The organism is Delftia sp. 60, from assembly GCF_002754395.1.
GTDB classification, from domain to species: Bacteria; Pseudomonadota; Gammaproteobacteria; order Burkholderiales; family Burkholderiaceae_C; genus Comamonas; species Comamonas acidovorans.
Genome location: NZ_PEFD01000001.1, coordinates 555,921 through 578,316 on the forward strand (window position 1 = coordinate 555,921; position 22,396 = coordinate 578,316).

18 protein-coding genes and 4 tRNA genes are annotated in these 22,396 nt (G+C 64.3%); 21 read left to right on the forward strand and 1 reads right to left on the reverse strand.

Annotation, left to right across the window (positions count from 1 at the left end):
* Window positions 1-44: 44 nt before the first annotated feature.
* From CLV01_RS02580 to CLV01_RS02665, 18 genes are all read left to right on the forward strand, one after another.
* A tRNA-Gly gene (locus tag CLV01_RS02580) sits at window positions 45-118 on the forward strand.
* A gap of 43 nt (window positions 119-161) precedes the next feature.
* A tRNA-Thr gene (locus CLV01_RS02585) sits at window positions 162-236 on the forward strand.
* Between the two features lie 78 nt (window positions 237-314).
* Window positions 315-1,505 carry an elongation factor Tu gene (tuf, locus tag CLV01_RS02590; RefSeq protein WP_013800270.1) on the forward strand — a complete coding sequence of 397 codons (1,191 nt, stop codon included), beginning with the start codon at window positions 315-317 and terminating at the stop codon, window positions 1,503-1,505.
* 9 nt (window positions 1,506-1,514) lie between these two features.
* Window positions 1,515-1,590 (forward strand) — tRNA-Trp (locus CLV01_RS02595).
* 86 nt (window positions 1,591-1,676) lie between these two features.
* Window positions 1,677-2,060 (forward strand): preprotein translocase subunit SecE, encoded by a 384-nt coding sequence (gene secE / locus CLV01_RS02600; protein WP_012202436.1) that lies wholly within the window; start codon window positions 1,677-1,679, stop codon window positions 2,058-2,060.
* Entirely contained in the window at window positions 2,060-2,644 is a 585-nt protein-coding gene (nusG, locus tag CLV01_RS02605) for a transcription termination/antitermination protein NusG (RefSeq protein WP_012202437.1), read from the forward strand. Before secE ends, nusG begins: the two co-directional genes overlap by 1 nt.
* Before the next feature lie 140 nt (window positions 2,645-2,784).
* On the forward strand, window positions 2,785-3,216 hold the full coding sequence (gene rplK, locus CLV01_RS02610) for a 50S ribosomal protein L11 (protein WP_012202438.1): 432 nt from the start codon (window positions 2,785-2,787) through the stop codon (window positions 3,214-3,216).
* Complete coding sequence (rplA, locus tag CLV01_RS02615) at window positions 3,217-3,912, forward strand: 50S ribosomal protein L1 (RefSeq protein ID WP_013800271.1); 696 nt, start codon at window positions 3,217-3,219, stop codon at window positions 3,910-3,912. It abuts the gene before it with no gap.
* A gap of 226 nt (window positions 3,913-4,138) precedes the next feature.
* On the forward strand, window positions 4,139-4,666 hold the full coding sequence (gene rplJ / locus CLV01_RS02620) for a 50S ribosomal protein L10 (RefSeq protein WP_012202440.1): 528 nt from the start codon (window positions 4,139-4,141) through the stop codon (window positions 4,664-4,666).
* A 37-nt stretch (window positions 4,667-4,703) separates the two neighbouring features.
* Entirely contained in the window at window positions 4,704-5,081 is a 378-nt protein-coding gene (gene rplL / locus CLV01_RS02625) for a 50S ribosomal protein L7/L12 (RefSeq protein WP_012202441.1), read from the forward strand.
* Between the two features lie 276 nt (window positions 5,082-5,357).
* Window positions 5,358-9,470: a DNA-directed RNA polymerase subunit beta gene (rpoB, locus tag CLV01_RS02630; RefSeq protein WP_013800272.1), complete on the forward strand. Its 4,113-nt coding sequence runs from the start codon at window positions 5,358-5,360 to the stop codon at window positions 9,468-9,470.
* Window positions 9,471-9,493: 23 nt separating this feature from the next.
* A complete protein-coding gene (gene rpoC, locus CLV01_RS02635; RefSeq protein ID WP_065346886.1) occupies window positions 9,494-13,723 on the forward strand; it encodes a DNA-directed RNA polymerase subunit beta' in 4,230 nt (1,409 codons plus the stop codon).
* Window positions 13,724-13,858: 135 nt separating this feature from the next.
* Window positions 13,859-14,488: a LemA protein gene (locus tag CLV01_RS02640; RefSeq protein ID WP_034397916.1), complete on the forward strand. Its 630-nt coding sequence runs from the start codon at window positions 13,859-13,861 to the stop codon at window positions 14,486-14,488.
* The gene (rsmB, locus tag CLV01_RS02645; protein WP_012202445.1) at window positions 14,485-15,873 is read left to right on the forward strand and encodes a 16S rRNA (cytosine(967)-C(5))-methyltransferase RsmB; all 1,389 of its coding nucleotides are present in this window, start codon (window positions 14,485-14,487) and stop codon (window positions 15,871-15,873) included. Before CLV01_RS02640 ends, rsmB begins: the two co-directional genes overlap by 4 nt.
* Complete coding sequence (locus CLV01_RS02650; RefSeq protein WP_013800276.1) at window positions 15,818-16,501, forward strand: DUF4390 domain-containing protein; 684 nt, start codon at window positions 15,818-15,820, stop codon at window positions 16,499-16,501. The genes rsmB and CLV01_RS02650 overlap by 56 nt, the downstream gene beginning before the upstream one ends.
* The gene (locus CLV01_RS02655) at window positions 16,498-18,840 is read left to right on the forward strand and encodes a sensor histidine kinase (RefSeq protein ID WP_043824543.1); all 2,343 of its coding nucleotides are present in this window, start codon (window positions 16,498-16,500) and stop codon (window positions 18,838-18,840) included. Before CLV01_RS02650 ends, CLV01_RS02655 begins: the two co-directional genes overlap by 4 nt.
* A gap of 41 nt (window positions 18,841-18,881) precedes the next feature.
* Window positions 18,882-19,553 carry a response regulator gene (locus tag CLV01_RS02660; RefSeq protein WP_012202448.1) on the forward strand — a complete coding sequence of 224 codons (672 nt, stop codon included), beginning with the start codon at window positions 18,882-18,884 and terminating at the stop codon, window positions 19,551-19,553.
* Window positions 19,554-19,619: 66 nt separating this feature from the next.
* Window positions 19,620-19,695, forward strand: a tRNA-Phe gene (locus CLV01_RS02665).
* 104 nt (window positions 19,696-19,799) lie between these two features.
* Here CLV01_RS02665 and CLV01_RS02670 read toward each other — a convergent pair.
* Entirely contained in the window at window positions 19,800-20,138 is a 339-nt protein-coding gene (locus CLV01_RS02670; protein WP_099732452.1) for a cupin domain-containing protein, read from the reverse strand.
* 119 nt (window positions 20,139-20,257) lie between these two features.
* Between CLV01_RS02670 and CLV01_RS02675 the strand changes: the two genes are divergently transcribed.
* The 3 genes from CLV01_RS02675 to CLV01_RS02685 are packed head-to-tail and all read left to right on the forward strand — an operon-like array spanning window position 20,258 to window position 22,369.
* Entirely contained in the window at window positions 20,258-21,454 is a 1,197-nt protein-coding gene (locus CLV01_RS02675) for an NnrS family protein (RefSeq protein WP_034399107.1), read from the forward strand.
* Window positions 21,455-21,467: 13 nt separating this feature from the next.
* A complete protein-coding gene (locus tag CLV01_RS02680) occupies window positions 21,468-21,920 on the forward strand; it encodes an RrF2 family transcriptional regulator (RefSeq protein WP_034397924.1) in 453 nt (150 codons plus the stop codon).
* Complete coding sequence (locus CLV01_RS02685; protein WP_013800282.1) at window positions 21,917-22,369, forward strand: CopD family copper resistance protein; 453 nt, start codon at window positions 21,917-21,919, stop codon at window positions 22,367-22,369. Before CLV01_RS02680 ends, CLV01_RS02685 begins: the two co-directional genes overlap by 4 nt.
* The last annotated feature ends 27 nt before the right edge of the window (window positions 22,370-22,396 follow it).

The following is a 22,396-nucleotide window of genomic DNA, read 5'->3' on the forward strand; positions in this document are numbered from 1 at the left end:
GAAGAGAAGTCATCTGAAAAGATGGCGACGTGCAGTCAATCTGTGCGGGAGTAGTTCAATGGTAGAACCCTAGCCTTCCAAGCTAATGACGCGGGTTCGATTCCCGTCTCCCGCTCCAGTTGGCGAGCAAAGTTTTTTGAGATTGCTTCGGCAGCCTCAAGGCCCATGTGGCTCAGTGGTAGAGCACTCCCTTGGTAAGGGAGAGGTCGGCAGTTCGATCCTGCCCATGGGCACCATTATCTCTGGTGCGCTCGCTAGATGGGGTTGCGCCAAATCCTGTTGTAGTGATTTAGATTTTTTTCGGAGTCGGAAAAATGGCTAAAGCAAAATTCGAGCGTACCAAGCCGCACGTCAACGTTGGCACCATCGGTCACGTGGACCACGGCAAGACGACCCTGACGGCTGCTATCGCTACCGTTCTGTCCAAGAAGTTCGGCGGCGAAGCCAAGGCTTACGACCAGATCGACGCAGCACCTGAAGAAAAGGCTCGCGGCATCACGATCAACACCGCCCACGTCGAGTACGAAACGGCCGGTCGCCACTACGCTCACGTTGACTGCCCCGGCCACGCCGACTACGTCAAGAACATGATCACCGGCGCTGCTCAAATGGACGGCGCCATCCTGGTGTGCTCGGCCGCTGACGGCCCCATGCCCCAGACCCGCGAGCACATCCTGCTGGCCCGTCAGGTGGGCGTGCCCTACATCATCGTGTTCCTGAACAAGTGCGACATGGTGGACGACGAAGAGCTGCTGGAACTGGTCGAAATGGAAGTGCGCGAGCTGCTTGCCAAGTACGACTTCCCCGGCGACGACACCCCCATCATCCGCGGCTCGGCCAAGCTGGCCCTGGAAGGCGACCAGTCCGACAAGGGCGAACCTGCCATCCTGCGCCTGGCTGAAGCACTGGACTCCTACATCCCCACGCCCGAGCGCGCTGTGGACGGTGCCTTCGCAATGCCCGTGGAAGACGTGTTCTCGATCTCTGGCCGTGGCACCGTGGTGACTGGCCGTATCGAGCGCGGCATCATCAAGGTCGGCGAAGAAATCGAAATCGTCGGTATCCGCGACACCCAGAAGACCATCGTCACCGGCGTGGAAATGTTCCGCAAGCTGCTGGACCAAGGTCAAGCTGGCGACAACGTGGGTCTGCTGCTGCGCGGCACCAAGCGTGAAGACGTGGAACGCGGCCAAGTGCTGTGCAAGCCCGGCTCCATCAAGCCCCACACCCACTTCACGGCTGAGGTGTACGTGCTGTCCAAGGACGAAGGTGGTCGCCACACTCCGTTCTTCAACAACTACCGTCCCCAGTTCTATTTCCGTACGACCGACGTGACCGGCTCCATCGAGCTGCCCGCCGACAAGGAAATGGTGATGCCTGGCGATAACGTGTCGATCACCGTCAAGCTGATCGCCCCCATCGCCATGGAAGAAGGCCTGCGCTTCGCTATCCGCGAAGGCGGCCGTACCGTGGGCGCTGGCGTGGTTGCCAAGATCATTGCCTAATTGATTTGTAGGGGTATAGCTCAATTGGCAGAGCGTCGGTCTCCAAAACCGAAGGTTGTAGGTTCGATTCCTACTGCCCCTGCCACCTGATGGTGGAATCGCAACGAGCCCGCCCCAAAGCGGGCTTCGGTGTCTTGGCGTTGCGCAAAAGATGCGCATTAGAAATGGATTATGGCCACTACTCAGGTTGAAACGGTCAGCTCCGGAGCTGACAAAGCCAAGCTTGCCGCAGTCGCGGCTTTAGTCGTTGCTGCGATCGCAGGTTTCTATCTGCTGAGCAAGCAAGGCCCCATCGTCCAGTGGCTGGTGCTGCTGGTCGGCCTGGCTGCAGCTGCTGGCACGTTCCTTGTTTCCGAGCCCGGAAAGCGTTTCGTGAGCTTTGCCCAGGATGCCTGGCGCGAAGTCAAGAAGGTCGTCTGGCCGACGCGCAAGGAAACCATGCAGATGACCTTGTACGTCTTCGGCTTTGTCGTCATCATGGCCTTGTTCCTGTGGTTCACGGACAAGACGCTTGAGTGGGTCTTGTACGACCTGATTTTGGGCTGGAGGAAGTAATGGATGCTGTCGAAACGGGTGTGAACGACGGAGGGGCAGCGCCTGCCAATCCGGATCTGCGCTGGTACATCGTCCATGCCTACTCCGGCATGGAAAAGGCGGTTGAGCGCAACATCATCGAGCGCATCGCGCGCTCTGACATGCAGTCCAAGTTCGGTCGCATTCTTGTCCCCACTGAAGAAGTGGTGGAAATGAAGAATGGCCAGCGCCGCACTACCGAACGCCGTCTGTTCCCTGGCTACGTGTTCGTCGAGATGGTCATGGACGACGACACCTGGCACTTGGTCAAGCACACCAGCAAGGTGACGGGTTTCGTGGGCGGTGCCAAGAACCGTCCTGCACCCATTTCCGAAGAGGAAGTGCGCAAGATCGTCAGCCAGATGCAGGAAGGCACGGAAAAGCCGCGCCACAAGGTCGAGTTCATGCCCGGCGAGCTGGTGCGTGTCAAGGAAGGTCCGTTCACGGACTTCAACGGCTCTGTCGAAGAGGTCAACTACGAGAAGAGCCGTCTGCGCGTCTCCGTGATGATCTTCGGTCGCTCCACGCCGGTCGAGCTTGAATTTGCCCAGGTTGAAAAAACCTGAGTTACCGCTTACAATCTCTGGCTCTGCATTTTTAGGCTTGGTGCAGGGCGTTCTCACAAGAGTCTTTTAACCCCCGGGGAGCTGTCGGCTGCAACTGTTGTTGGTTGGGCCGGCGGCGCTATACCCGCAAGGAGCATTCAATGGCGAAGAAAATCGTCGGCTTCATCAAGCTGCAAGTGCCAGCTGGTAAGGCCAATCCCTCTCCCCCGATCGGTCCTGCGCTGGGTCAGCGCGGCCTCAACATCATGGAATTCTGCAAGGCGTTCAACGCCCAGACCCAAGGTGTCGAGCCCGGACTGCCGCTGCCCGTGGTCATCACGGCCTTCGCGGACAAGAGCTTCACCTTCATCATCAAGACGCCTCCGGCGACTGTGCTGATCAAGAAGGCCATCAAGCTGGACAAGGGTTCTTCCAACCCCCTGAAGAACAAGGTCGGCAAGATCACCCGCGCTCAGCTGGAAGAGATCGCCAACACCAAGCTGAAAGACATGAACGCTGCTGACGTGGACGCCGCCGTGCGTACGCTGGCTGGTTCGGCTCGCTCGATGGGCGTGATTGTGGAGGGCGTGTAAATGGCCAAGTTGACCAAGAAGCAAAAGGCTCTCCAGGGCAAGGTGGAGTCCACCAAGCTGTACGCTTTCGCTGACGCAGTCGCGCTGGTGAAGGATGCTGCCACCGCCAAGTTCGATGAATCCATCGACGTGGCCGTGCAACTGGGCGTGGACGCCAAGAAGTCTGACCAAGTGGTTCGCGGCGCTGTCGTGCTGCCCCATGGCACCGGCAAGATTGCCCGCGTGGCTGTGTTCGCCCAAGGCGCCAAGGCTGAAGAAGCCAAGGCTGCCGGCGCCGACGTGGTCGGCATGGACGACCTGGCTGCCCGCGTGAAGGCTGGCGACATGCCCTTCGACGTGGTCATCGCTGCCCCTGACGCCATGCGCGTCGTCGGTACGCTGGGCCAGATCCTGGGCCCGCGCGGCCTGATGCCCAACCCCAAGGTTGGCACGGTGACTCCCGATGTGGCCACGGCTGTGAAGAACGCCAAGGCTGGTCAGGTGCAATACCGCGTCGACAAGGCCGGCATCATCCACGCCACCATCGGCCGCCGCTCGTTCGACAACGAGAAGCTGCAAGGCAACCTGGCTGCGCTGATCGACGCCCTGAACAAGTCCAAGCCCGCTTCGAGCAAGGGCCTGTACCTGCGCAAGGTCGCTGTTTCGTCGACCATGGGTGTGGGCGTTCGCGTCGACACGCAAACCATCTCGGCCTGATAGCCAAGAAATCTTGAGACACCTTTCGGGGTGCCTCAGTGGTGGGCCGGTGCAGCGATGCGCCGGGTCATCCAAGACCGTTGGTGTGCCTTGCGGCACTTAAACCCCCGGGGCCAACGCAGATGGCGATCCCGCTGCAGATGGATGCATTTCCAAAACAGTTGGTCGCTGCAACAAGAGCGCGCATGAGGGGCTTGCCCCGAGTGCGCATTTGAAGGAGTAGACCTTGAGTCTTAATCGCAGTGAGAAAGAAGCGGTCATCAATGAAGTGACCAGCCTCGCCGCAAAAGCTCAAACGCTTGTGATCGCGGAATACCGCGGCATCACGGTCGCCGACATGACCAAACTGCGTTCTGATGCTCGCAGCAAGGGTGTGAGCCTGAGCGTGTTGAAGAACACGCTGGCCCGCCGTGCTGTGGCTGGCAGCCAGTTTGACGTTGTCGCCGACCAGATGACCGGCCCTCTGATCTATGGCTTCTCTGAAGACGCAGTGGCCGCCGCCAAGGTGGTGGCCGACTTCGCGAAAACCAACGACAAGCTGGTGATCCGCGGTGGTGCGTTTGCAGGCAAGGCCCTGGACGTGAACGGTGTGAAGCAACTGGCGAACATCCCCTCGAAGGAAGTTCTGCTGGCACAACTGTGTGGCTTGCTGATGTCGCCTATCTCGCGTACGGCCGTTGTGCTGGGCGCCCTGGCGGCAAAGAAGAGCGAAGGCTCTGCCGAAGAACCGGCAGCCGAAGCAGTCGCAGCCTGAGCGCGCGGCAGTTAACCAATATTGTTAGGAAATCAAAATGGCATTCGATAAAGACGCATTTCTGACCGCGCTCGACGGCATGACGGTCCTGGAACTCAATGACCTGGTGAAGGCCATTGAAGAGAAGTTTGGCGTGAGCGCTGCCGCTATGGCTGCTCCCGCTGCTGGCGGCGCTGCTGGCGGCGCTGCTGCTGCAGAAGAAAAGACCGAGTTCAACGTTGTGCTGACCGAAGCCGGCGCGAACAAGGTTTCCGTCATCAAGGCCGTGCGTGAAATCACCGGCCTGGGTCTGAAGGAAGCCAAGGACCTGGTCGACGGCGCTCCCAAGAACGTCAAGGAAGGCGTTGCCAAGGCTGACGCTGAAGCCGCTGTGAAGAAGCTGGTGGAAGCCGGTGCCAAGGCTGAACTGAAGTAATTCAGTCCCCTCAAGGGCTGGAGGCTCCGAAAAAGGGCCTCCAGCCTTTGGCGCTTGTGGAGCGCTGATCCATAGAGCACACTAAAAAGCAGTCAGCACAGTCTGTTTTTTAGTGTCTTCTGACAACCCGACAGCAGAAGATGCCTTGGTTCGGGCGATGTGCAACGCATCGCCGTCAGCCATGGTTGGTAGTGGCCAACCGCCAAGCCCGCAGGGAGCTTTCCATGTGGGGCAGTCGTCGCAGACCCAGGACTCATGTCTTTGCCCGGAGATCTCATGGCCTATTCTTACACCGAACGCAAGCGAATCCGCAAAAGCTTCGGGAGCCGCGACAGCGTGCTCGAAGTGCCTTACCTGCTGCAGATGCAAAAAGATGCATATACCGCATTCTTGCAGTCAGATGTAGCCCCCAAAAAACGCACCATCGAAGGCCTGCAAGCGGCCTTCAACTCCGCCTTCCCCATCGTCTCCCACAACGGTTTTGTGGAGATGAAGTTCGTCGAGTACAACCTCGCCAAGCCTGCTTTCGATGTGCGCGAGTGCCAGACCCGTGGTCTGACGTTCGCCTCCGCCGTGCGCGCCAAGGTCCAGTTGATCATCTATGACCGTGAGTCTTCGACCTCGCAGTCCAAGGTGGTCAAGGAAGTCAAGGAGCAAGAGGTCTACATGGGCGAAGTGCCCCTGATGACCGAAAAGGGCTCGTTCATCATCAACGGCACCGAGCGTGTCATCGTCTCGCAGCTGCACCGCTCGCCTGGCGTGTTCTTCGAGCACGACAAGGGCAAGACCCACAGCTCGGGCAAGCTGCTGTTCTCGGCACGCATCATTCCTTACCGCGGCTCGTGGCTGGACTTCGAGTTCGACCCCAAGGACCTGCTGTTCTTCCGCGTCGACCGTCGCCGCAAGATGCCCGTGTCCATTCTGCTGAAGGCCATCGGCCTGACGCCGGAATCGATCCTGGCCAACTTCTTCGTCAACGACAACTTCCGCCTCATGGATTCGGGCGCGCAGATGGAGTTCGTCTCCGAGCGCCTGCGCGGCGAAGTCGCGCGCTTCGACATCACCGACAAGTCGGGCAAGGTCGTGGTCGCCAAGGACAAGCGCGTCACCGCTCGCCACACCCGCGAGCTGGAGCAGTCGGGCACCAAGTTCATCAGCGTCCCCGAAGATTTCCTGATCGGCCGCGTGGTCGCCAAGAACATCGTCGATCCGGACACGGGCGAGATCATCGCCAAGGCCAATGAAGAGCTGACCGAGTCCCTGCTCAAGAAGCTGCGCAGCGCCGGCATCCAGGATCTGCAGTGCATCTACACGAATGAGCTGGACCAGGGCGCCTACATCTCGCAGACCCTGCGCACCGACGAAACCGTGGATGAGTTCGCTGCACGCGTGGCCATCTACCGCATGATGCGCCCCGGCGAGCCGCCGACCGAAGACGCCGTGCAGGCCCTGTTCCAGCGCCTGTTCTACAACGCCGACACCTACGACCTGTCGCGCGTGGGCCGCATGAAGTTCAACGCCAAGGTCGGCCGCGATGGCGCCACCGGCCCCATGGTGCTGTCCAACGAGGACATCCTGGCCGTGGTCAAGATTCTGGTGGATCTGCGCAATGGCAAGGGCGAAGTCGACGATATCGACCACCTGGGCAACCGCCGCGTGCGTTGCGTGGGCGAACTGGCCGAGAACCAGTACCGCACGGGCCTGGCACGTATCGAGAAGGCTGTGAAGGAGCGTCTGGGCCAGGCCGAGCAAGAGCCGCTGATGCCCCATGACCTGATCAACAGCAAGCCGATTTCGGCCGCCCTGAAGGAATTCTTCGGTGCGTCGCAGCTGTCGCAGTTCATGGACCAGACCAACCCTCTGGCCGAAATCACGCACAAGCGTCGCGTCTCGGCCCTGGGCCCGGGCGGTCTGACCCGCGAGCGTGCAGGCTTCGAAGTGCGCGACGTGCACGTGACCCACTACGGCCGCGTCTGCCCTATCGAAACGCCTGAAGGCCCGAACATCGGCTTGATCAACTCGCTGGCCCTGTACGCCCGCCTGAACGAATACGGCTTCATCGAGACGCCGTACCGTCGCGTGGCTGACGGCAAGGTCACGATGGAGATCGACTACCTGTCGGCCATCGAGGAAGGCAAGTACATCATCGCCCAGGCCAATGCCGAGCTGGATGCCGAAGGCCGCCTGATCGGCGACCTGGTGTCGGCGCGCGAAAAGGGTGATTCGACCCTGGTGTCGGCCGAGCGCGTTCAGTACATGGACGTGTCGCCCGCACAGATCGTGTCGGTGGCAGCCTCGCTGATTCCGTTCCTGGAACACGATGACGCGAACCGCGCATTGATGGGCGCCAACATGTCGCGTCAGGCCGTGCCTGTGCTGCGTCCCGAAAAGCCCATGGTGGGCACGGGCATCGAGCGCGTGGCGGCAGTGGACTCCGGCACCGTGGTGACGGCAACCCGCGGCGGTATCGTGGACTATGTCGATGCAACGCGCATAGTGGTCCGCGTGAACGATGCGGAAGCCGTGGCCGGCGAAGTCGGCGTGGACATCTACAACCTCATCAAGTACCAGCGTTCCAACCAGAACACCAACATCCACCAGCGTCCCATCGTCAAGCGTGGCGACAAGCTGGCCAAGGGTGACGTGGTGGCCGACGGCGCATCGACCGACCTGGGCGAAATCGCCATCGGTCAGAACATGCTGATCGCCTTCATGCCCTGGAACGGCTACAACTTCGAGGATTCGATCCTGATCAACGAGCGCGTGGTGGCCGAAGACCGCTACACCTCGATCCACATCGAAGAACTCGTGGTGATGGCCCGCGACACCAAGCTCGGTGCCGAGGAAATCACGCGCGACATCCCGAACCTGTCCGAGCAGCAGCTCAACCGCCTGGACGAGTCCGGCATCATCTACGTGGGTGCGGAAGTGCAGCCCGGCGATGTGCTGGTCGGCAAGGTCACGCCCAAGGGCGAGACCACGCTGACGCCTGAAGAGAAGCTGCTGCGCGCCATCTTCGGCGAGAAGGCTTCCGACGTGAAGGACACCTCGCTGCGCGTGGACCAGGGCTCGCAAGGCACCGTGATCGACGTGCAGGTCTTCACCCGTGAAGGCATCCAGCGTGACAAGCGCGCCCAGCAGATCATCGACGATGAACTCAAGCGCTACCGCCTGGACCTGAACGACCAGCTGCGCATCGTCGAAGCCGACGCCTTCGACCGTATCGAAAAGCTGCTCAATGGCCGCGTGGCCAACGGCGGCCCGCAGAAGCTGGCCAAGGGCGCCAAGATCGACAAGGCCTACCTGGATGGCGTGGAGAAGTTCCACTGGTTCGACATCCGTCCTGCAGAGGACGAAGTCGCCACCCAGCTCGAGTCCATCAAGAACTCGCTGGAGCAGACGCGCCACAGCTTCGACCTGGCTTTTGAAGAAAAGCGCAAGAAGCTCACCCAGGGCGACGAGCTGCCCGCTGGCGTGCTCAAGATGGTCAAGGTCTACCTGGCCGTCAAGCGCCGCCTGCAACCCGGCGACAAGATGGCCGGCCGCCACGGCAACAAGGGTGTGGTCTCCAAGATCGTTCCGGTCGAGGACATGCCCTACATGGCCGACGGCTCCACTGCCGACATCGTGCTGAACCCGCTGGGCGTGCCTTCGCGTATGAACATCGGCCAGGTGCTGGAAGTGCATCTGGGCTGGGCCGGCAAGGGCCTGGGCCAGCGCATCGGCGACATGCTGCAGCAGGAAGCCCGCGCTGCCGAGATCCGTACCTTCATGGAAGAGATCTACAACTCGCGCGGCCGCAAGGAAGACCTGACGCAGCTCGACGACAAGGAGATCGTGTCCATGGCGCAGGCGCTGACCACGGGCGTGCCGTTTGCCACGCCGGTGTTCGATGGTGCGTCCGAGCAGGAAATCCAGGACATGCTGCATCTGGCATATCCGGAGGAACTGGCCCAGCGCAAGGGGCTGACCGAGTCGCGCACGCAGGCCTACCTGTATGACGGCCGCACCGGCGACCGCTTCGAGCGTCCGACCACCATCGGCTACATGCACTACCTGAAGCTGCACCACTTGGTCGACGACAAGATGCACGCCCGCTCCACGGGTCCGTACTCTCTGGTGACGCAGCAGCCGCTGGGCGGCAAGGCCCAGTTCGGTGGCCAGCGTTTCGGGGAAATGGAAGTGTGGGCGCTGGAAGCTTACGGCGCCGCCTATGTGCTGCAGGAAATGCTGACCGTGAAGTCCGACGACGTGGTGGGCCGTACCAAGGTGTACGAATCCATCGTCAAGGGCGAGCACGCCATCGAGGCAGGCATGCCCGAGTCGTTCAACGTGCTGGTCAAGGAAATCCGCTCCCTGGGCCTCGACATCGAGCTTGAGCGTTCTTAAATATTGAAAAGGGAAAGAGTCTTATGAAATCTCTACTCGACCTGTTCAAGCAATTCACGCCTGATGAGCATTTCGATGCCATCAAGATCGGTCTGGCTTCTCCCGAGAAGATCCGTTCCTGGTCCTTCGGCGAGGTGAAGAAGCCCGAGACCATCAACTACCGCACGTTCAAGCCCGAGCGCGATGGTCTGTTCTGCGCCAAGATCTTTGGCCCCATCAAGGACTACGAGTGCCTGTGCGGCAAGTACAAGCGCCTCAAGCACCGCGGTGTGATCTGCGAGAAGTGCGGCGTCGAAGTGACCCAGACCAAGGTGCGCCGCGAGCGCATGGGCCACATCGACCTGGCTGCGCCCTGCGCCCACATCTGGTTCCTGAAGTCGCTGCCGTCGCGTCTGGGCCTGGTGCTCGACATGACGCTGCGCGACATCGAGCGCGTGCTGTACTTCGAAGCCTACGTGGTGACCGACCCCGGCATGACCCCGCTGAAGAAGTTCAGCATCATGACCGAGGACGATTACGAGGCCAAGCGCACCGAATACGGTGACGAGTTCGAAGCCAAGATGGGCGCCGAAGGCATCAAGGACCTGCTCGAAGGCATCGACATCGACGTCGAGACCGAGCGCCTGCGTGGCGATCTGACCGGCTCCGAAGTCAAGGTCAAGAAGAACGCCAAGCGCCTGAAGCTGCTGGAAGCGTTCAAGAAGTCCGGCATCAAGCCGGGCTGGATGGTCATGGAAGTGCTGCCCGTGCTGCCCCCGGACCTGCGTCCGCTGGTGCCGCTGGACGGCGGCCGCTTCGCGACGTCCGACCTGAACGACCTGTATCGCCGCGTCATCAACCGCAACTCGCGTCTGCGCCGCCTGCTGGAGCTGAAGGCTCCGGAAATCATCGCGCGCAACGAAAAGCGCATGCTGCAGGAAGCGGTGGACTCGCTGCTGGACAACGGCCGCCGTGGCAAGGCCATGACGGGCGCCAACAAGCGTGCCCTGAAGTCGCTGGCCGACATGATCAAGGGCAAGAGCGGTCGTTTCCGCCAGAACTTGCTGGGCAAGCGCGTGGACTATTCGGGCCGTTCCGTGATCACGGTGGGTCCGTACCTCAAGCTGCACCAGTGCGGTCTGCCCAAGCTGATGGCGCTGGAACTGTTCAAGCCCTTCATCTTCGCGCAGCTCGAGCAGCGCGGCATCGCCACCACCATCAAGGCGGCGAAGAAGGAAGTGGAATCCGGCACGCCCGTGGTGTGGGACATCCTCGAAGAGGTCATCAAGGAGCACCCGGTCATGCTGAACCGTGCTCCCACGCTGCACCGACTGGGCATCCAGGCCTTCGAGCCCATCCTGATCGAAGGCAAGGCCATCCAGCTGCACCCGCTCGTCTGCGCGGCCTTCAACGCCGACTTCGACGGTGACCAGATGGCTGTCCACGTTCCGCTGTCGGTGGAAGCACAGATGGAAGCCCGCACGCTGATGCTGGCCTCCAACAACGTGCTGTTCCCCGCATCGGGCGAGCCCTCCATCGTTCCTTCGCAGGACGTGGTGCTGGGTCTGTACCACGCAACGCGCGAGCGCATCAACGGCAAGGGCGAAGGCATGATCTTCGCCGACATCGGTGAAGTGCAGCGCGCGCTGGACTCCGACCAGGTCGAACTGGCCGCCAAGATCAGCGTGCGTCTGACCGAGTGGACCAAGAACAAGGACTCCGGCGAGTTCGAGCCTTCGACCAGCCTGGTGGAAACCACCGTGGGCCGCGCCCTGATGTCCGAGATCCTTCCCAAGGGCCTGCCGTTCAGCCACATGAACAAGGCGCTCAAGAAGAAGGAAATCTCCAAGCTCATCAACGCCTCGTTCCGCAAGTGCGGTCTCAAGGCCACGGTGGTGTTTGCCGACAAGCTGCTGCAAAACGGCTTCCGCCTGTCCACGCACGCCGGTATCTCGATCGCCATCGGCGACATGCTGGTGCCGCCGCAAAAGGCCGAGATCATCGGCCGTGCCGAAGCCGAGGTGAAGGAGATCGAACAGCAGTACGTCTCCGGTCTCGTGACCGCTGGCGAGCGCTACAACAAGGTGGTGGACATCTGGGGCAAGGCCGGCGACGAAGTCTCCAAGGTCATGATGGCCCAGCTTGCCAAGGAAAAGGTCATCGACCGCCACGGCAACGAAGTCGAGCAGGAATCGTTCAACGCCATTTACATGATGGCCGACTCCGGCGCCCGCGGCTCGGCCGCGCAGATCCGCCAGCTGGCCGGCATGCGTGGCCTGATGGCCAAGCCTGACGGCTCCATCATCGAGACGCCCATTACGGCGAACTTCCGTGAAGGCCTGAACGTTCTGCAGTACTTCATCTCCACCCACGGCGCCCGAAAGGGTCTGGCCGACACGGCGTTGAAGACGGCCAACTCCGGCTACCTGACGCGTCGTCTGGTGGACGTGACGCAGGATCTGGTGGTCAACGAGGACGATTGCGGCACGACCAATGGCGCACTGATGCGCGCCATCGTCGAAGGCGGTGAAGTGATCGAGTCGCTGCGCGACCGCGTGCTGGGCCGTACCACGGCCGAGGACGTCGTGCATCCCGAGACGCTGGCCGTCCTGCTGCCCGCAGGCACGCTGCTCAATGAAGACGGGATCGATGAACTCGAGTTGCAAGGCGTGGACGAGATCAAGGTCCGCACCGCGCTGAACTGCGAAACCCGCTACGGCCTGTGCGCCAAGTGCTACGGCCGCGACCTGGGCCGCGGCGGCCAGATCAACCTCGGCGAAGCCGTGGGTGTGATCGCCGCCCAGTCCATCGGCGAGCCCGGCACGCAGCTGACCATGCGTACCTTCCACATCGGTGGTGCCGCTTCGCGCGCTGCCATCGCATCGAGCGTGGAAGCCAAGTCCAACGGCGCCATCAGCTTCAACAGCACGATGCGTTACGTCAGCAACACCAAGGGTGAGCTGGTCGTGATTTCGCGTTCGGGCGAAATCGTCATCAGCGACAACGGCCGCGAGCGTGAGCGCCACAAGGTGCCTTACGGTGCCGTGCTGACCGTCAGGCCCGACCAGCAGGTCAAGGCCGGTCTGATCCTGGCCAACTGGGATCCGCTGACCCGACCCATCATTACCGAGTACGCCGGCCAGGTGCGCTTCGAGAATGTGGAAGAGGGCCTGACCGTGGCCAAGCAGGTCGACGAAGTGACCGGCCTGTCCACGCTGGTGGTGATCGATCCCAAGCGCCGTGGCTCTGCCAAGGTCGTGCGTCCTCAGGTCAAGCTGATCGATGCCAACAACCAGGAAGTCAAGATCCCCGGCACCGACCACTCGGTGACGATCGGCTTCCAGGTCGGCGCTCTGATCCAGGTGCGTGACGGCCAGGACGTGGGCCCCGGCGAAGTGCTGGCCCGTATCCCTGTCGAAGGCCAGAAGACCCGCGACATTACCGGCGGTCTGCCCCGTGTGGCCGAGCTGTTCGAAGCCCGTACGCCCAAGGACAAGGGCACGCTGGCCGAGATGACCGGCACCATCTCCTTCGGCAAGGAAACCAAGGGCAAGGTGCGCATGCAGATCACCGATCTGGATGGCAAGGTCTGGGAAGAGCTCGTGCCCAAGGAAAAGAACATCCTGGTGCACGAAGGCCAGGTGGTCAACAAGGGCGAGTCCATCGTCGACGGCCCGGCCGATCCGCAGGACATCCTGCGCCTGCTGGGCATCGAGGAGCTGTCGCGCTACATCGTTGATGAAGTGCAGGACGTCTACCGTCTGCAGGGTGTGAAGATCAATGACAAGCACATCGAGGTGATCGTTCGCCAGATGCTGCGCCGCGTCGTGGTCGAGAACACCGGTGATTCGACCTACATCGCTGGCGAGCAGGTCGAGCGTTCGGAAATCCTCAATACCAACGAGGCCCTGCAGCGCGAAGGCAAGATCCCCGCCACGTACTCCAACGTGCTGCTGGGTATTACCAAGGCTTCGCTGTCGACCGACTCCTTCATCTCCGCCGCGTCGTTCCAGGAAACGACCCGCGTGCTCACCGAGGCTGCCATCATGGGCAAGCGCGACGAGCTGCGTGGCCTGAAGGAAAACGTCATCGTGGGTCGCCTGATCCCCGCCGGTACGGGTCTGGCCTACCACCAGGCACGCAAGGCCAAGGACGCCATGGACGACGCAGAGCGCCGCGCTATCGCCGACGCCGAAGCGGCCGAACTGGCCGGTGTGATGGCCGATGACGACACTGCTGCAGTGTCTGTCGCCGGTGACGCTTCCGCCGACTGATGCACTCGGGCGAGCGTCAAGCGAGCCCTTGAAGTGACGTGACGCTCCCGGCCTGCCCAGCGCAGGCGGGAGCGTTTTTCTTTGGGAATAACCAGAGTTCGGCCGGACCAGCCTCCGGCCGGGCCATTGCAGACGATGTGGTCCTTGTCTCTTGAATGGATGCTGCTGGCACTGCTCGTGTTCTGGGCCGTTGGCGCATACAACCGGCTGGCCCGGCTGCGCAGCGGCTGCGTGCAGCAGTTCGGAGCGCTCGATGCGCACCTGGGCCAGTGGCATGCCATGCTGCAGGCCTTCGAGGCCCAGCCCAAGGCCGAAGGCCAAAGCCCCGCCCTTGTGCATGCCCAGGCCGCACTGCACCAGACTGCCGCACAGCTGCAGGCGGCTCTGGTCGATGCCCGTGGCCGGCCGCTGCGCGAGACCGCGCTGGCCTCGTTGGAGCACGCCTGCTCGGCGCTGGACGTGGCCTGGCAGGCCATGACCAAGGTCGCCGTTGATACCGGCGCCGGCGCCGCTGGCACTGGCGCTGCGCCATCAGATGCCCCATCGCCGGACCCCGATCCGCTGCAACCCTGGCAGCAGCGCTGGACCGAGCACCAGGTGCGCAACCGCCTGGGACTGCAGCAATTCAACGCCGCGGCCGAGCGCTACAACGCCGCCATTGCGCAATATCCGGCCAGGCTGCTGGCCTGGCTGCTGGGCTTTCGCCCGGTGCGCAGCCTGCTGGTCGAGCCTGTCGCCAGCAAGGCACAGGAAAGTGGAACATGAACCAACGCACGCATTCTTCCCCGCGCCGCGCTGCGGCGCCCTCGCAGGCACCTGCCGCACCTCCTCTTTGGCAGCAGCTCGACGCCGTTGCCCAATGCCTGCAGTCCGTGCTTGAAGGCCAGTCCAGCCGCAGCGTGCTGGCGCGCGTGGCTCAGCCGCTGCGCCCCGGCGTCCAGGCGCTGCTGTTCCAGGTGCTTCGCCAGTTGGGCCGTGCCCAGGCGCTGCAAAAGCAGCTGGCCTCGCGCAACCCGCCGCCGCGCGTCAGCGCATTGCTGAACACGGCCCTGGCCCTGGCCTGGGATGAGTCCCGGGCACCGTACCCGCCATTCACCCTGGTCAACCAGACGGTGGAGGCTGCCAAGCAGGGGCCGACGCGCGCCCAGTCCGGCTTCATCAATGCCTGCCTGCGCCGCTTCCTGCGCGAGCGCGATGCCCTGGTCGCCGCCACCGACGACCAGCCGCAGGCCGTCTGGAACCACCCGGCCTGGTGGATCGCCCGCCTGCGCAAGGACCATCCCGATCATTGGCAAGCCATCCTGCAGGCCAACAATGAACAGCCGCCGATGACGCTGCGCGTCAACCGCCAACAAACGGACCGCCAGTCCTACCAGGCAGCGCTGCAGGCCATGGACGTGCCTTCCCTGGCCGTGGCCGACAGCGGCCTGCAACTGCAGCAGGCCCTGCCGGTGCAATCCCTGCCGGGCTTCGACGAAGGCCTGGCCTCGGTGCAGGATGCGGCCGCGCAACTGGCCGCGCCGCTGCTGCTGCAGGGGCTGGAGCAGCCCGCCGGCCGCGCGCTGCGTGTGCTCGATGCCTGCGCCGCCCCGGGCGGCAAGACGGCCCACCTGCTGGAGTACGCAGCACCGCAGACCCTGGAGGTCACGGCGCTGGAGATAGATGCCGAGCGCGCCGCGCGCATTGCGGACACGCTGGGGCGGCTGCGCCTGCAGGCCCGTGTGGTGGTGGCCGACGCATCCCGGCCCGACCAGTGGTTCGATGCGCAATGCGGCGGCCAGCGGTTCGACGCCATCTTGCTGGACGCGCCCTGCACGGCCTCGGGCATCGTGCGGCGCCAGCCCGACGTGCGCTGGCTGCGCCGCGAAAGCGATGTGCGCCAGCTGGCCGAGATCCAGGCGCGCCTGCTCGACACCCTGTGGCCCCTGCTGCAGCCCGGTGGGCGCCTGCTCTACTGCACCTGCTCGGTCTTCAGGGAAGAGGGCGAGGCCCAGGTTCAAGCGTTTGTTACACGCAACAGTGAGGCGCGAACCCTGGCGGCACCGGGGCATTTAATCCCGGGCAAAGCCGACAAAGCCGGCATGCTGGCTGACAATGCTTTGGGTGACCACGACGGTTTCTTCTACGCCTTGCTGCAAAAGACGCGCTGACCCCCCCCATCGGGCCTGGTCGCCAGCCTGGCTGCGCCTGCTGGCGCGGCTGGCCGGGGCGCTTTTGCTGGCCGGCGTGCTGGCGGGCCTGGGCCTGCAGGCCAGGGCCGAAGCCCTGACGGCCGAGATCGGCCCCATGCAGCTCGATCGCTCCGACGACGGCCTGCTGCTGTCGGCCAACCTCCATTTCGAGCTGCCCTACCAGATCGACGATGCGCTGCGCCAGGGCATCCCCATGTACTTCGTGGCCGATGCCCAGATCCAGCGCGAGCGCTGGTACTGGTCCGATCAGCAACTGGCCACCGCCAGCCGCCACTACCGCCTCAGCCACCAGCCGCTGACGCGCCGCTGGCGCCTGCACATCTCCAGCACCCCATTCTCCAGCAGCGGCCTGGGGCTGGCACTGGGCCAGACCTTCGAAAGCCTGGACGATGCGCTGGCCTCCATGCAGCGCATCTCGCGCTGGAAGATCATGGACACGGCACCCACGCAATCGGGCGTATCGGTGCAACTGCGCTTTCGCATCGACCTGTCCCAGCTGCCCAGGCCGCTGCAGATCGGCGCGCTGGGCCGCTCGGGCTGGAACCTGCAGCTGTCGCGCACCCAGATGCTGGAAGACGCCCCATGAGCAGGGCCTCGGCCGACGACGAACGCGTGGCCCTGCCGGCCTCGGCCGGCCTGTCGCGCGGCACGCGCTGGGCCGTGGGCGTGGGCGCCGGCCTCATGGGCCTGGTCGGCGTGCTGCTGCTGTTCCTGCTCACCCTGGCCACCAACAACCGCCTGGACTACGAGCGCAACTACAACTGGCTGTTCGCCGCCAACGTGGTCGTGGCCGGCCTGCTGCTGGCCATCCTGGCCTGGGGCGGCATCCGCCTGGCCATCCGGCTGCAGCGCGGGCGGTTCGGCAGCCGCCTGCTGCTCAAGCTGGCCGGCATCTTCACGCTGGTGGGCCTGGTGCCGGGCCTGCTGATCTACATCGTCTCCTACCAGTTCGTCTCGCGCTCCATCGAAAGCTGGTTCGATGTGCAGGTCGAGGGCGCGCTGTCGGCCGGCGTCAGCCTGGCCAGTGCCACGCTGGAGACCGTGGCCAATGACATGGCCAACAACACGCGCACCGCAGGCGCCCAGCTGTCCCAGGTCTCCGATGCCGGCGCCGCGCTGATCCTGGAGCGCGTGCGCGACCAGTTGGGTGCCACCGATGTCGTGCTGTGGAGTGCATCGGAGCTTGCCGTCATGGGCCCGACGCAGACCACCCGCGGTGGCGACCTTGCTGGCCTGCGCGCCATCGCCAGCGTGGGCCAGTCGCGCTTCAACCTGCAGCCCGAACGCCCCAGCGCGCAAATGCTGCGCTCGCTGCGCGAGCAGCGCGCCGTGGCCAGCATTGAAGGCCTGGACGACGACGGCATGGCCCAACCCGGCGCCACCGCGCCCGGCGCCCAGGTCCGCACCCTGGCCCTGGTGCCCAACCCCAGCGTGGGCCTGCTGACCGAGCCGCGCTACCTGCAGGCCACCATTGCACTGCCGCAGGCCCTGGTGACCAATGCCCTGGCCGTGCAGGCAGCCAACCGCGAATACCAGGAGCGCGCGCTGGCACGCGGTGGCCTGCAGCGCATGTACATAGGCACGCTCACGCTCAGCCTGTTCCTGGCCGTCTTCGGCGCCGTGGTGCTGGCCATCGTGCTGGGCAACCAGCTGGCCAGGCCGCTGCTGCTGCTGGCCCAGGGCATGCGCGACGTGGCGCGCGGCGACCTGCGGCCCAAGCCCGCGCTGCAGACGCGCGACGAGATCGGCGGGCTCACGCGCTCCTTTGCGCTCATGACCCAGCAACTGGCTGACGCCCGCGCCGAAGCCAACCGCAGCATGGGCCAGCTCGATGCTGCACGCGGCAACCTGCAGACCATCCTCGACAACCTCACCTCGGGCGTCATCGTGCTGGACGCGCGGGGCGCCATCGTGCTGAGCAATCCCGGCGCCACGCGCATATTGCGCGCGCCCATGGCCGTCCATGAAGGCCGGCTGCTGTCCCAGGTGCCGGGGCTGGAGCAGTTCGGCGAGGTCGTACAGGAGCAGTTCGCGCTCTTCCTGGGCGAGCAGGGGCGCGATCGCTGGCAACTGGTGCATGAGCTGCATGCCTCCACCGATGGCGGCGTCATCCAGCACACCACCACCCTGGTCATGCGCGGTGCGGAACTGCCCGATGCGCAGCGCCTGCTGGTCTTCGACGACATCTCGGAAATCGTCTCGGCCCAGCGTGCCCAGGCCTGGGGCGAGGTGGCGCGCCGCGTGGCCCACGAGATCAAGAACCCGCTCACGCCCATCCAGCTGTCGGCCGAGCGCATGGCCATGCGGCTGACCGACAAGCTGCAGCCTGCAGAGCAGGCGCTGCTGGCCAAGTCCGTCAAGACCATCGTCGATCAGGTCGGCGCCATGAAGCGCCTGGTCGATGAATTCCGCGACTACGCGCGCCTTCCCGCCGCCAACCTGCAGTCGCTGGACCTCAACGCGCTGGTCACCGATGTGCTCCAGCTGTATGGGGAAGAGAATGCCGAAGTGCGCGTGGACTGCGTGCTGGACCCGCAATGCCCGCCGATTTCCGGCGATGGCCAGCAGCTGCGCCAGGTCATTCACAATCTTTTGCAGAATGCCCAGGACGCCACGGCCCAGCGCGCGCAGGAAAGCGGCCAGCCCCCCGGCCCCGTGACCATAGAGACGCGCTGGAACGAGTCCGCGCGCCGCGTGCGCCTGAGCATCAGTGACAGCGGCACGGGCTTCGCCGCCAACATCCTTCAACGGGCCTTCGAGCCCTACGTCACGACCAAGGTGCGAGGCACCGGCCTGGGCCTGGCCGTGGTCAAGAAAATCGCAGACGAGCATGGCGCCCGCATCGACCTGGGCAACAGGGAAGACGACGGGGTGATTCAAGGTGCGCAAGTGTCGCTATCATTTGCGCCTGAGCGTACGGGATAGGCCTGACGCCCCCCGCGCCTCAGCACATAGGCTTAAGACACATGGCAAACATACTGGTGGTCGACGACGAACTGGGGATCCGGGATTTGTTGTCGGAAATCCTCAACGACGAAGGTCATAGTGTGGACGTGGCCGAGAACGCCGGTCAGGCACGCTCGGCGCGCGCCTCCAACACCTACGACCTCGTGCTTCTCGACATCTGGATGCCCGACACCGATGGCGTATCGCTGCTCAAGGAATGGGCCTCGGCAGGTCTGCTGACCATGCCCGTGATCATGATGAGCGGTCACGCCACCATCGAGACGGCCGTGGAGGCCACGCGCATCGGCGCGCTGTCCTTCCTCGAAAAACCCATCACCATGCAAAAGCTGCTCAAGGCCGTGGAGCAGGGCCTGGCGCGCAACGCCGCCAGCCAGGCACCGGCTGCAGCGCCCGTGGCGGTGGTCGAGCCGGACACTGCGGCCGTGGTCACGCCTGCGGCCAGCCGCGTGCCGGTGGACAACAACGTGCCGCATGCACATCAGGGGTTCGACCTGGACCGCCCACTGCGCGAGGCGCGCGACGGCTTCGAGAAGGCCTACTTCGAATTCCACCTGGCACGCGAAGGCGGCTCCATGACACGCGTGGCCGAGAAGACCGGCCTGGAGCGCACCCACCTGTATCGCAAGCTGCGCCAGCTGGGCGTGGACCTGGGCCGCAACAAGCGCGGATAGACTTTTTGAAGGAATTTTGGCTTTTTCGTTTTTGGGTCAAAAAATCCTGCATATAATCTAGTTCTCGGCCCGGTAGCTCAGTCGGTAGAGCAGAGGATTGAAAATCCTTGTGTCGGCGGTTCGATTCCGTCCCAGGCCACCAAATTCAGTAAAAAATTACGGACTGCTTCGCAAGAAGCGGTCCGTTTTTCTTTGTGCTGCTGAAAAGCCTGCCGTTGTTCAGCACGCCCAGGCCACACGCTTCAGTCACTCAGGCGGGGGCGGCTGCATTGTCACGGTCACCAGCAGCACGCAGCCCTGTTCGCCCCGGGCGTGCACGTCATGGGGTTCGCCCGCCGGCACCAGTACCACCGAGCCGGCTACCAGCCGCAGGCTGGCCACGCGCGTGGCGATGCCGGCCTCGCCCGCCAGGCAGTGGATGGTGGCCTCGCCGGGGACCTGATGGCTGGGCAGGGCATGGCCCGGTGACAGCACCAGGCGCAGCAGTTGCAGCTTCGGCGTTCGGATCAGGCTGGTGCTGATGGGCATGCCGTCGCGGGCGTGCAGGGCGATGACCTCTAGTGGCTTTGCGTGTTCGAGTGCCATGCTTGGCTCCTGCTTGATGTGGATCAGAAGGTGGTTGCGCCGCCGCCTCGCCTGTGCACTTGAAGATGTACGCTGGATGCATCTTATGCAGGCGCAGCGGGCCGGAAGGAGTGCACATCATGGCGCAATGGATGGAGCTGGAGGAACCCCTGAGAACCCGGGAGCCGGCGCCGCAATGGAAGGCATTCCTCGAATTGGGATTTCGGCCGCTGTACCTGCTGGGCTGCCTCTGGGCCGCGCTGTCGGTGGCGCTGTGGGTCCATGCGCCGCAGAGGATCACCGGTCGCATGCCCGGCGTGTTCTGGCATGCGCACGAGATGCTGTGGGCCTTCGTGGCCACCATCGCCGTAGGCTTTCTGTTCACGGCGGGCAGCAACTGGACGGGACGCAATCCGCTGCAGGGCCGGGCGCTGGGCGCGCTGTGCCTGCTGTGGCTGATCGCCCGTGCGGGCTTTCTGCTGCCCGGGCCGCAGGCCTTTGCCGTGGCTGCACTGTGCGATACCGCCTTCTTTGCCTGGGCCGCGCTGGCGTTGGGCCGCGCCATCCATGCCGCGCGCAGCCGGCGCAACTACGGGCTGCCCCTGCTGCTGGCGGGCCTGGGCGTGGCCGATGCGCTGTACCTGTGGTCCATCTGGCAAGGCGACTACGGCGCGCTCATGCAGCGCTTCAACGCAGGCCTGCTGTGCATGGCCGTGATTGCGCTGCTGATCGCGCGGCGCGTGATTCCCTTCTTCGCCATGCGCGCCGTTGCCGGCCTGCAGATTCCCATGCACACGGCCAGCGGCCAGTGGCAACTGGGTGCGGGCGTGGTGGCCATCGCCTGCCTGCTGGCGGGCTGGATGCCTGGCATGGCGGCCGGCCTGGCCGTGGCGGGCCTGATCGCCCTGTGGCAGGTGCTGGCCTGGAAGCCCCAGGCCGTGCGCCGCGTGCCGCTGCTGTGGATTCTCTACCTGGGCCACGCGGCGCTGGGTGCGGGCCTGCTGGTGGCCGGCGCGCATGCGGCCGGTTGGGTGCTGCGCCCCGCCTGGCCCGTGCATGTGATCGGTGCGGGCGGCTTTGCCCTGCTCATCATCGGCATGTGCACACGGACGTCGATGGGCCACCTGGGCCTGCCGCTGCGCACCGACCGCAGCATGGTCGCCGCCTATGCCCTGGTCATTGCCGCTGCCGTGCTGCGCCTGGCGGCCCTGCTGCCCACGGCGCTGTCGCTGGCGGCGCTGCATGCCTCGGCCGCAGCCTGGGTATTGGCCTTTGCGCTGTACCTGTGGCGTTTCGCCCCGCTGCTGGTGCGCCCGCGTGCCGACCGGCAGGCATGATCGGAGGCCTGCCATGCGCCTGACCCTGATGACCGACTACGCGCTGCGCCTGCTCATGCATGTGGCGCGCCACCCCGGGCGGCTGTGCACGATTGCCGAGATCGCCCAGGCCCATGCCATCTCCGAAGCCCACCTCATGAAGGTCACGCACCAGTTGGCGCTGGGCGGCTGGATCGTGACCGTGCGGGGCAAGGGCGGCGGCATGCGCCTGGCCCATGCGCCGGCCGACATCGGCCTGGGCGACGTGGTGCGCGGCATGGAGCCGGACCTTGCCATCGTCGAATGCTTCACGGGCACCAGCCCGCCTGCCTGCACGCTTGCGCAGGACTGCCGGCTGGCCGGCGTGCTGGGCGGGGCGCTGGACAGCTTCATGGCCCATCTGGACGGCTTCACGCTGGCCGATCTGCTGCCGGCTCCCGCATCCCTGCCGCTGCCCCTGCCTCTGCCGCAAAGGAGCCGCGCATGAGCTACGGACTGCTGCTGACCCTGCACCTGCTGGCGGCCATTGCCTTTGCAGGCACTGTGTTCTTCGAAGTCGTGCTGCTGGCCGGAGCGCGCCGCCACCTGCCCGCTGCCGTGGCGCGCGCCACCGAGCAGGCGTTGGGCGACCGCGCGGTCGCCGTCATGCCCTGGGTGCTGATGGTGCTGTACGGCGCGGGGCTGGGGCTGGCCTGGCAGCACCGCGCGGCATTGGCTGCCGCCTTTGCCGCTCCGCTGGCCAGCAGCTTCGGCCTGCTGCTGGCGCTCAAGATCGTGCTGGCGCTCAGCGTGTTCGGGCATTTCCTGGCGGCCATGTGGTGGCGCCGGCGCGGTGTGCTGGGCGGGCGCCGCTCGCACCGCCTGCACCTGAGCGTGTTCTGCCACGTGCTGGCCATCGTGCTGCTGGCCAAGGCCATGTTCTACCTGCACTGGTAATCAGCCTGCAGGCAGGCCCTGCCCGCG

Coding starts and splice junctions, on each gene's coding strand:
- tuf (WP_013800270.1), top strand. CDS start 315: ATGGCTAAAGCAAAATTCGAGCGTACCAAGCCGCACGTCAACGTTGGC.
- CLV01_RS02655 (WP_043824543.1), top strand. CDS start 16,498: ATGAGCAGGGCCTCGGCCGACGACGAACGCGTGGCCCTGCCGGCCTCG.
- CLV01_RS02660 (WP_012202448.1), top strand. CDS start 18,882: ATGGCAAACATACTGGTGGTCGACGACGAACTGGGGATCCGGGATTTG.
- CLV01_RS02685 (WP_013800282.1), top strand. CDS start 21,917: ATGAGCTACGGACTGCTGCTGACCCTGCACCTGCTGGCGGCCATTGCC.
- rplA (WP_013800271.1), top strand. CDS start 3,217: ATGGCCAAGTTGACCAAGAAGCAAAAGGCTCTCCAGGGCAAGGTGGAG.
- CLV01_RS02650 (WP_013800276.1), top strand. CDS start 15,818: ATGCTTTGGGTGACCACGACGGTTTCTTCTACGCCTTGCTGCAAAAGA.
- rsmB (WP_012202445.1), top strand. CDS start 14,485: ATGAACCAACGCACGCATTCTTCCCCGCGCCGCGCTGCGGCGCCCTCG.
- rpoC (WP_065346886.1), top strand. CDS start 9,494: ATGAAATCTCTACTCGACCTGTTCAAGCAATTCACGCCTGATGAGCAT.
- rplK (WP_012202438.1), top strand. CDS start 2,785: ATGGCGAAGAAAATCGTCGGCTTCATCAAGCTGCAAGTGCCAGCTGGT.
- rpoB (WP_013800272.1), top strand. CDS start 5,358: ATGGCCTATTCTTACACCGAACGCAAGCGAATCCGCAAAAGCTTCGGG.
- nusG (WP_012202437.1), top strand. CDS start 2,060: ATGGATGCTGTCGAAACGGGTGTGAACGACGGAGGGGCAGCGCCTGCC.
- rplL (WP_012202441.1), top strand. CDS start 4,704: ATGGCATTCGATAAAGACGCATTTCTGACCGCGCTCGACGGCATGACG.
- CLV01_RS02640 (WP_034397916.1), top strand. CDS start 13,859: ATGTGGTCCTTGTCTCTTGAATGGATGCTGCTGGCACTGCTCGTGTTC.
- CLV01_RS02670 (WP_099732452.1), bottom strand. CDS start 20,138: ATGGCACTCGAACACGCAAAGCCACTAGAGGTCATCGCCCTGCACGCC.
- CLV01_RS02680 (WP_034397924.1), top strand. CDS start 21,468: ATGCGCCTGACCCTGATGACCGACTACGCGCTGCGCCTGCTCATGCAT.
- secE (WP_012202436.1), top strand. CDS start 1,677: ATGGCCACTACTCAGGTTGAAACGGTCAGCTCCGGAGCTGACAAAGCC.
- CLV01_RS02675 (WP_034399107.1), top strand. CDS start 20,258: ATGGCGCAATGGATGGAGCTGGAGGAACCCCTGAGAACCCGGGAGCCG.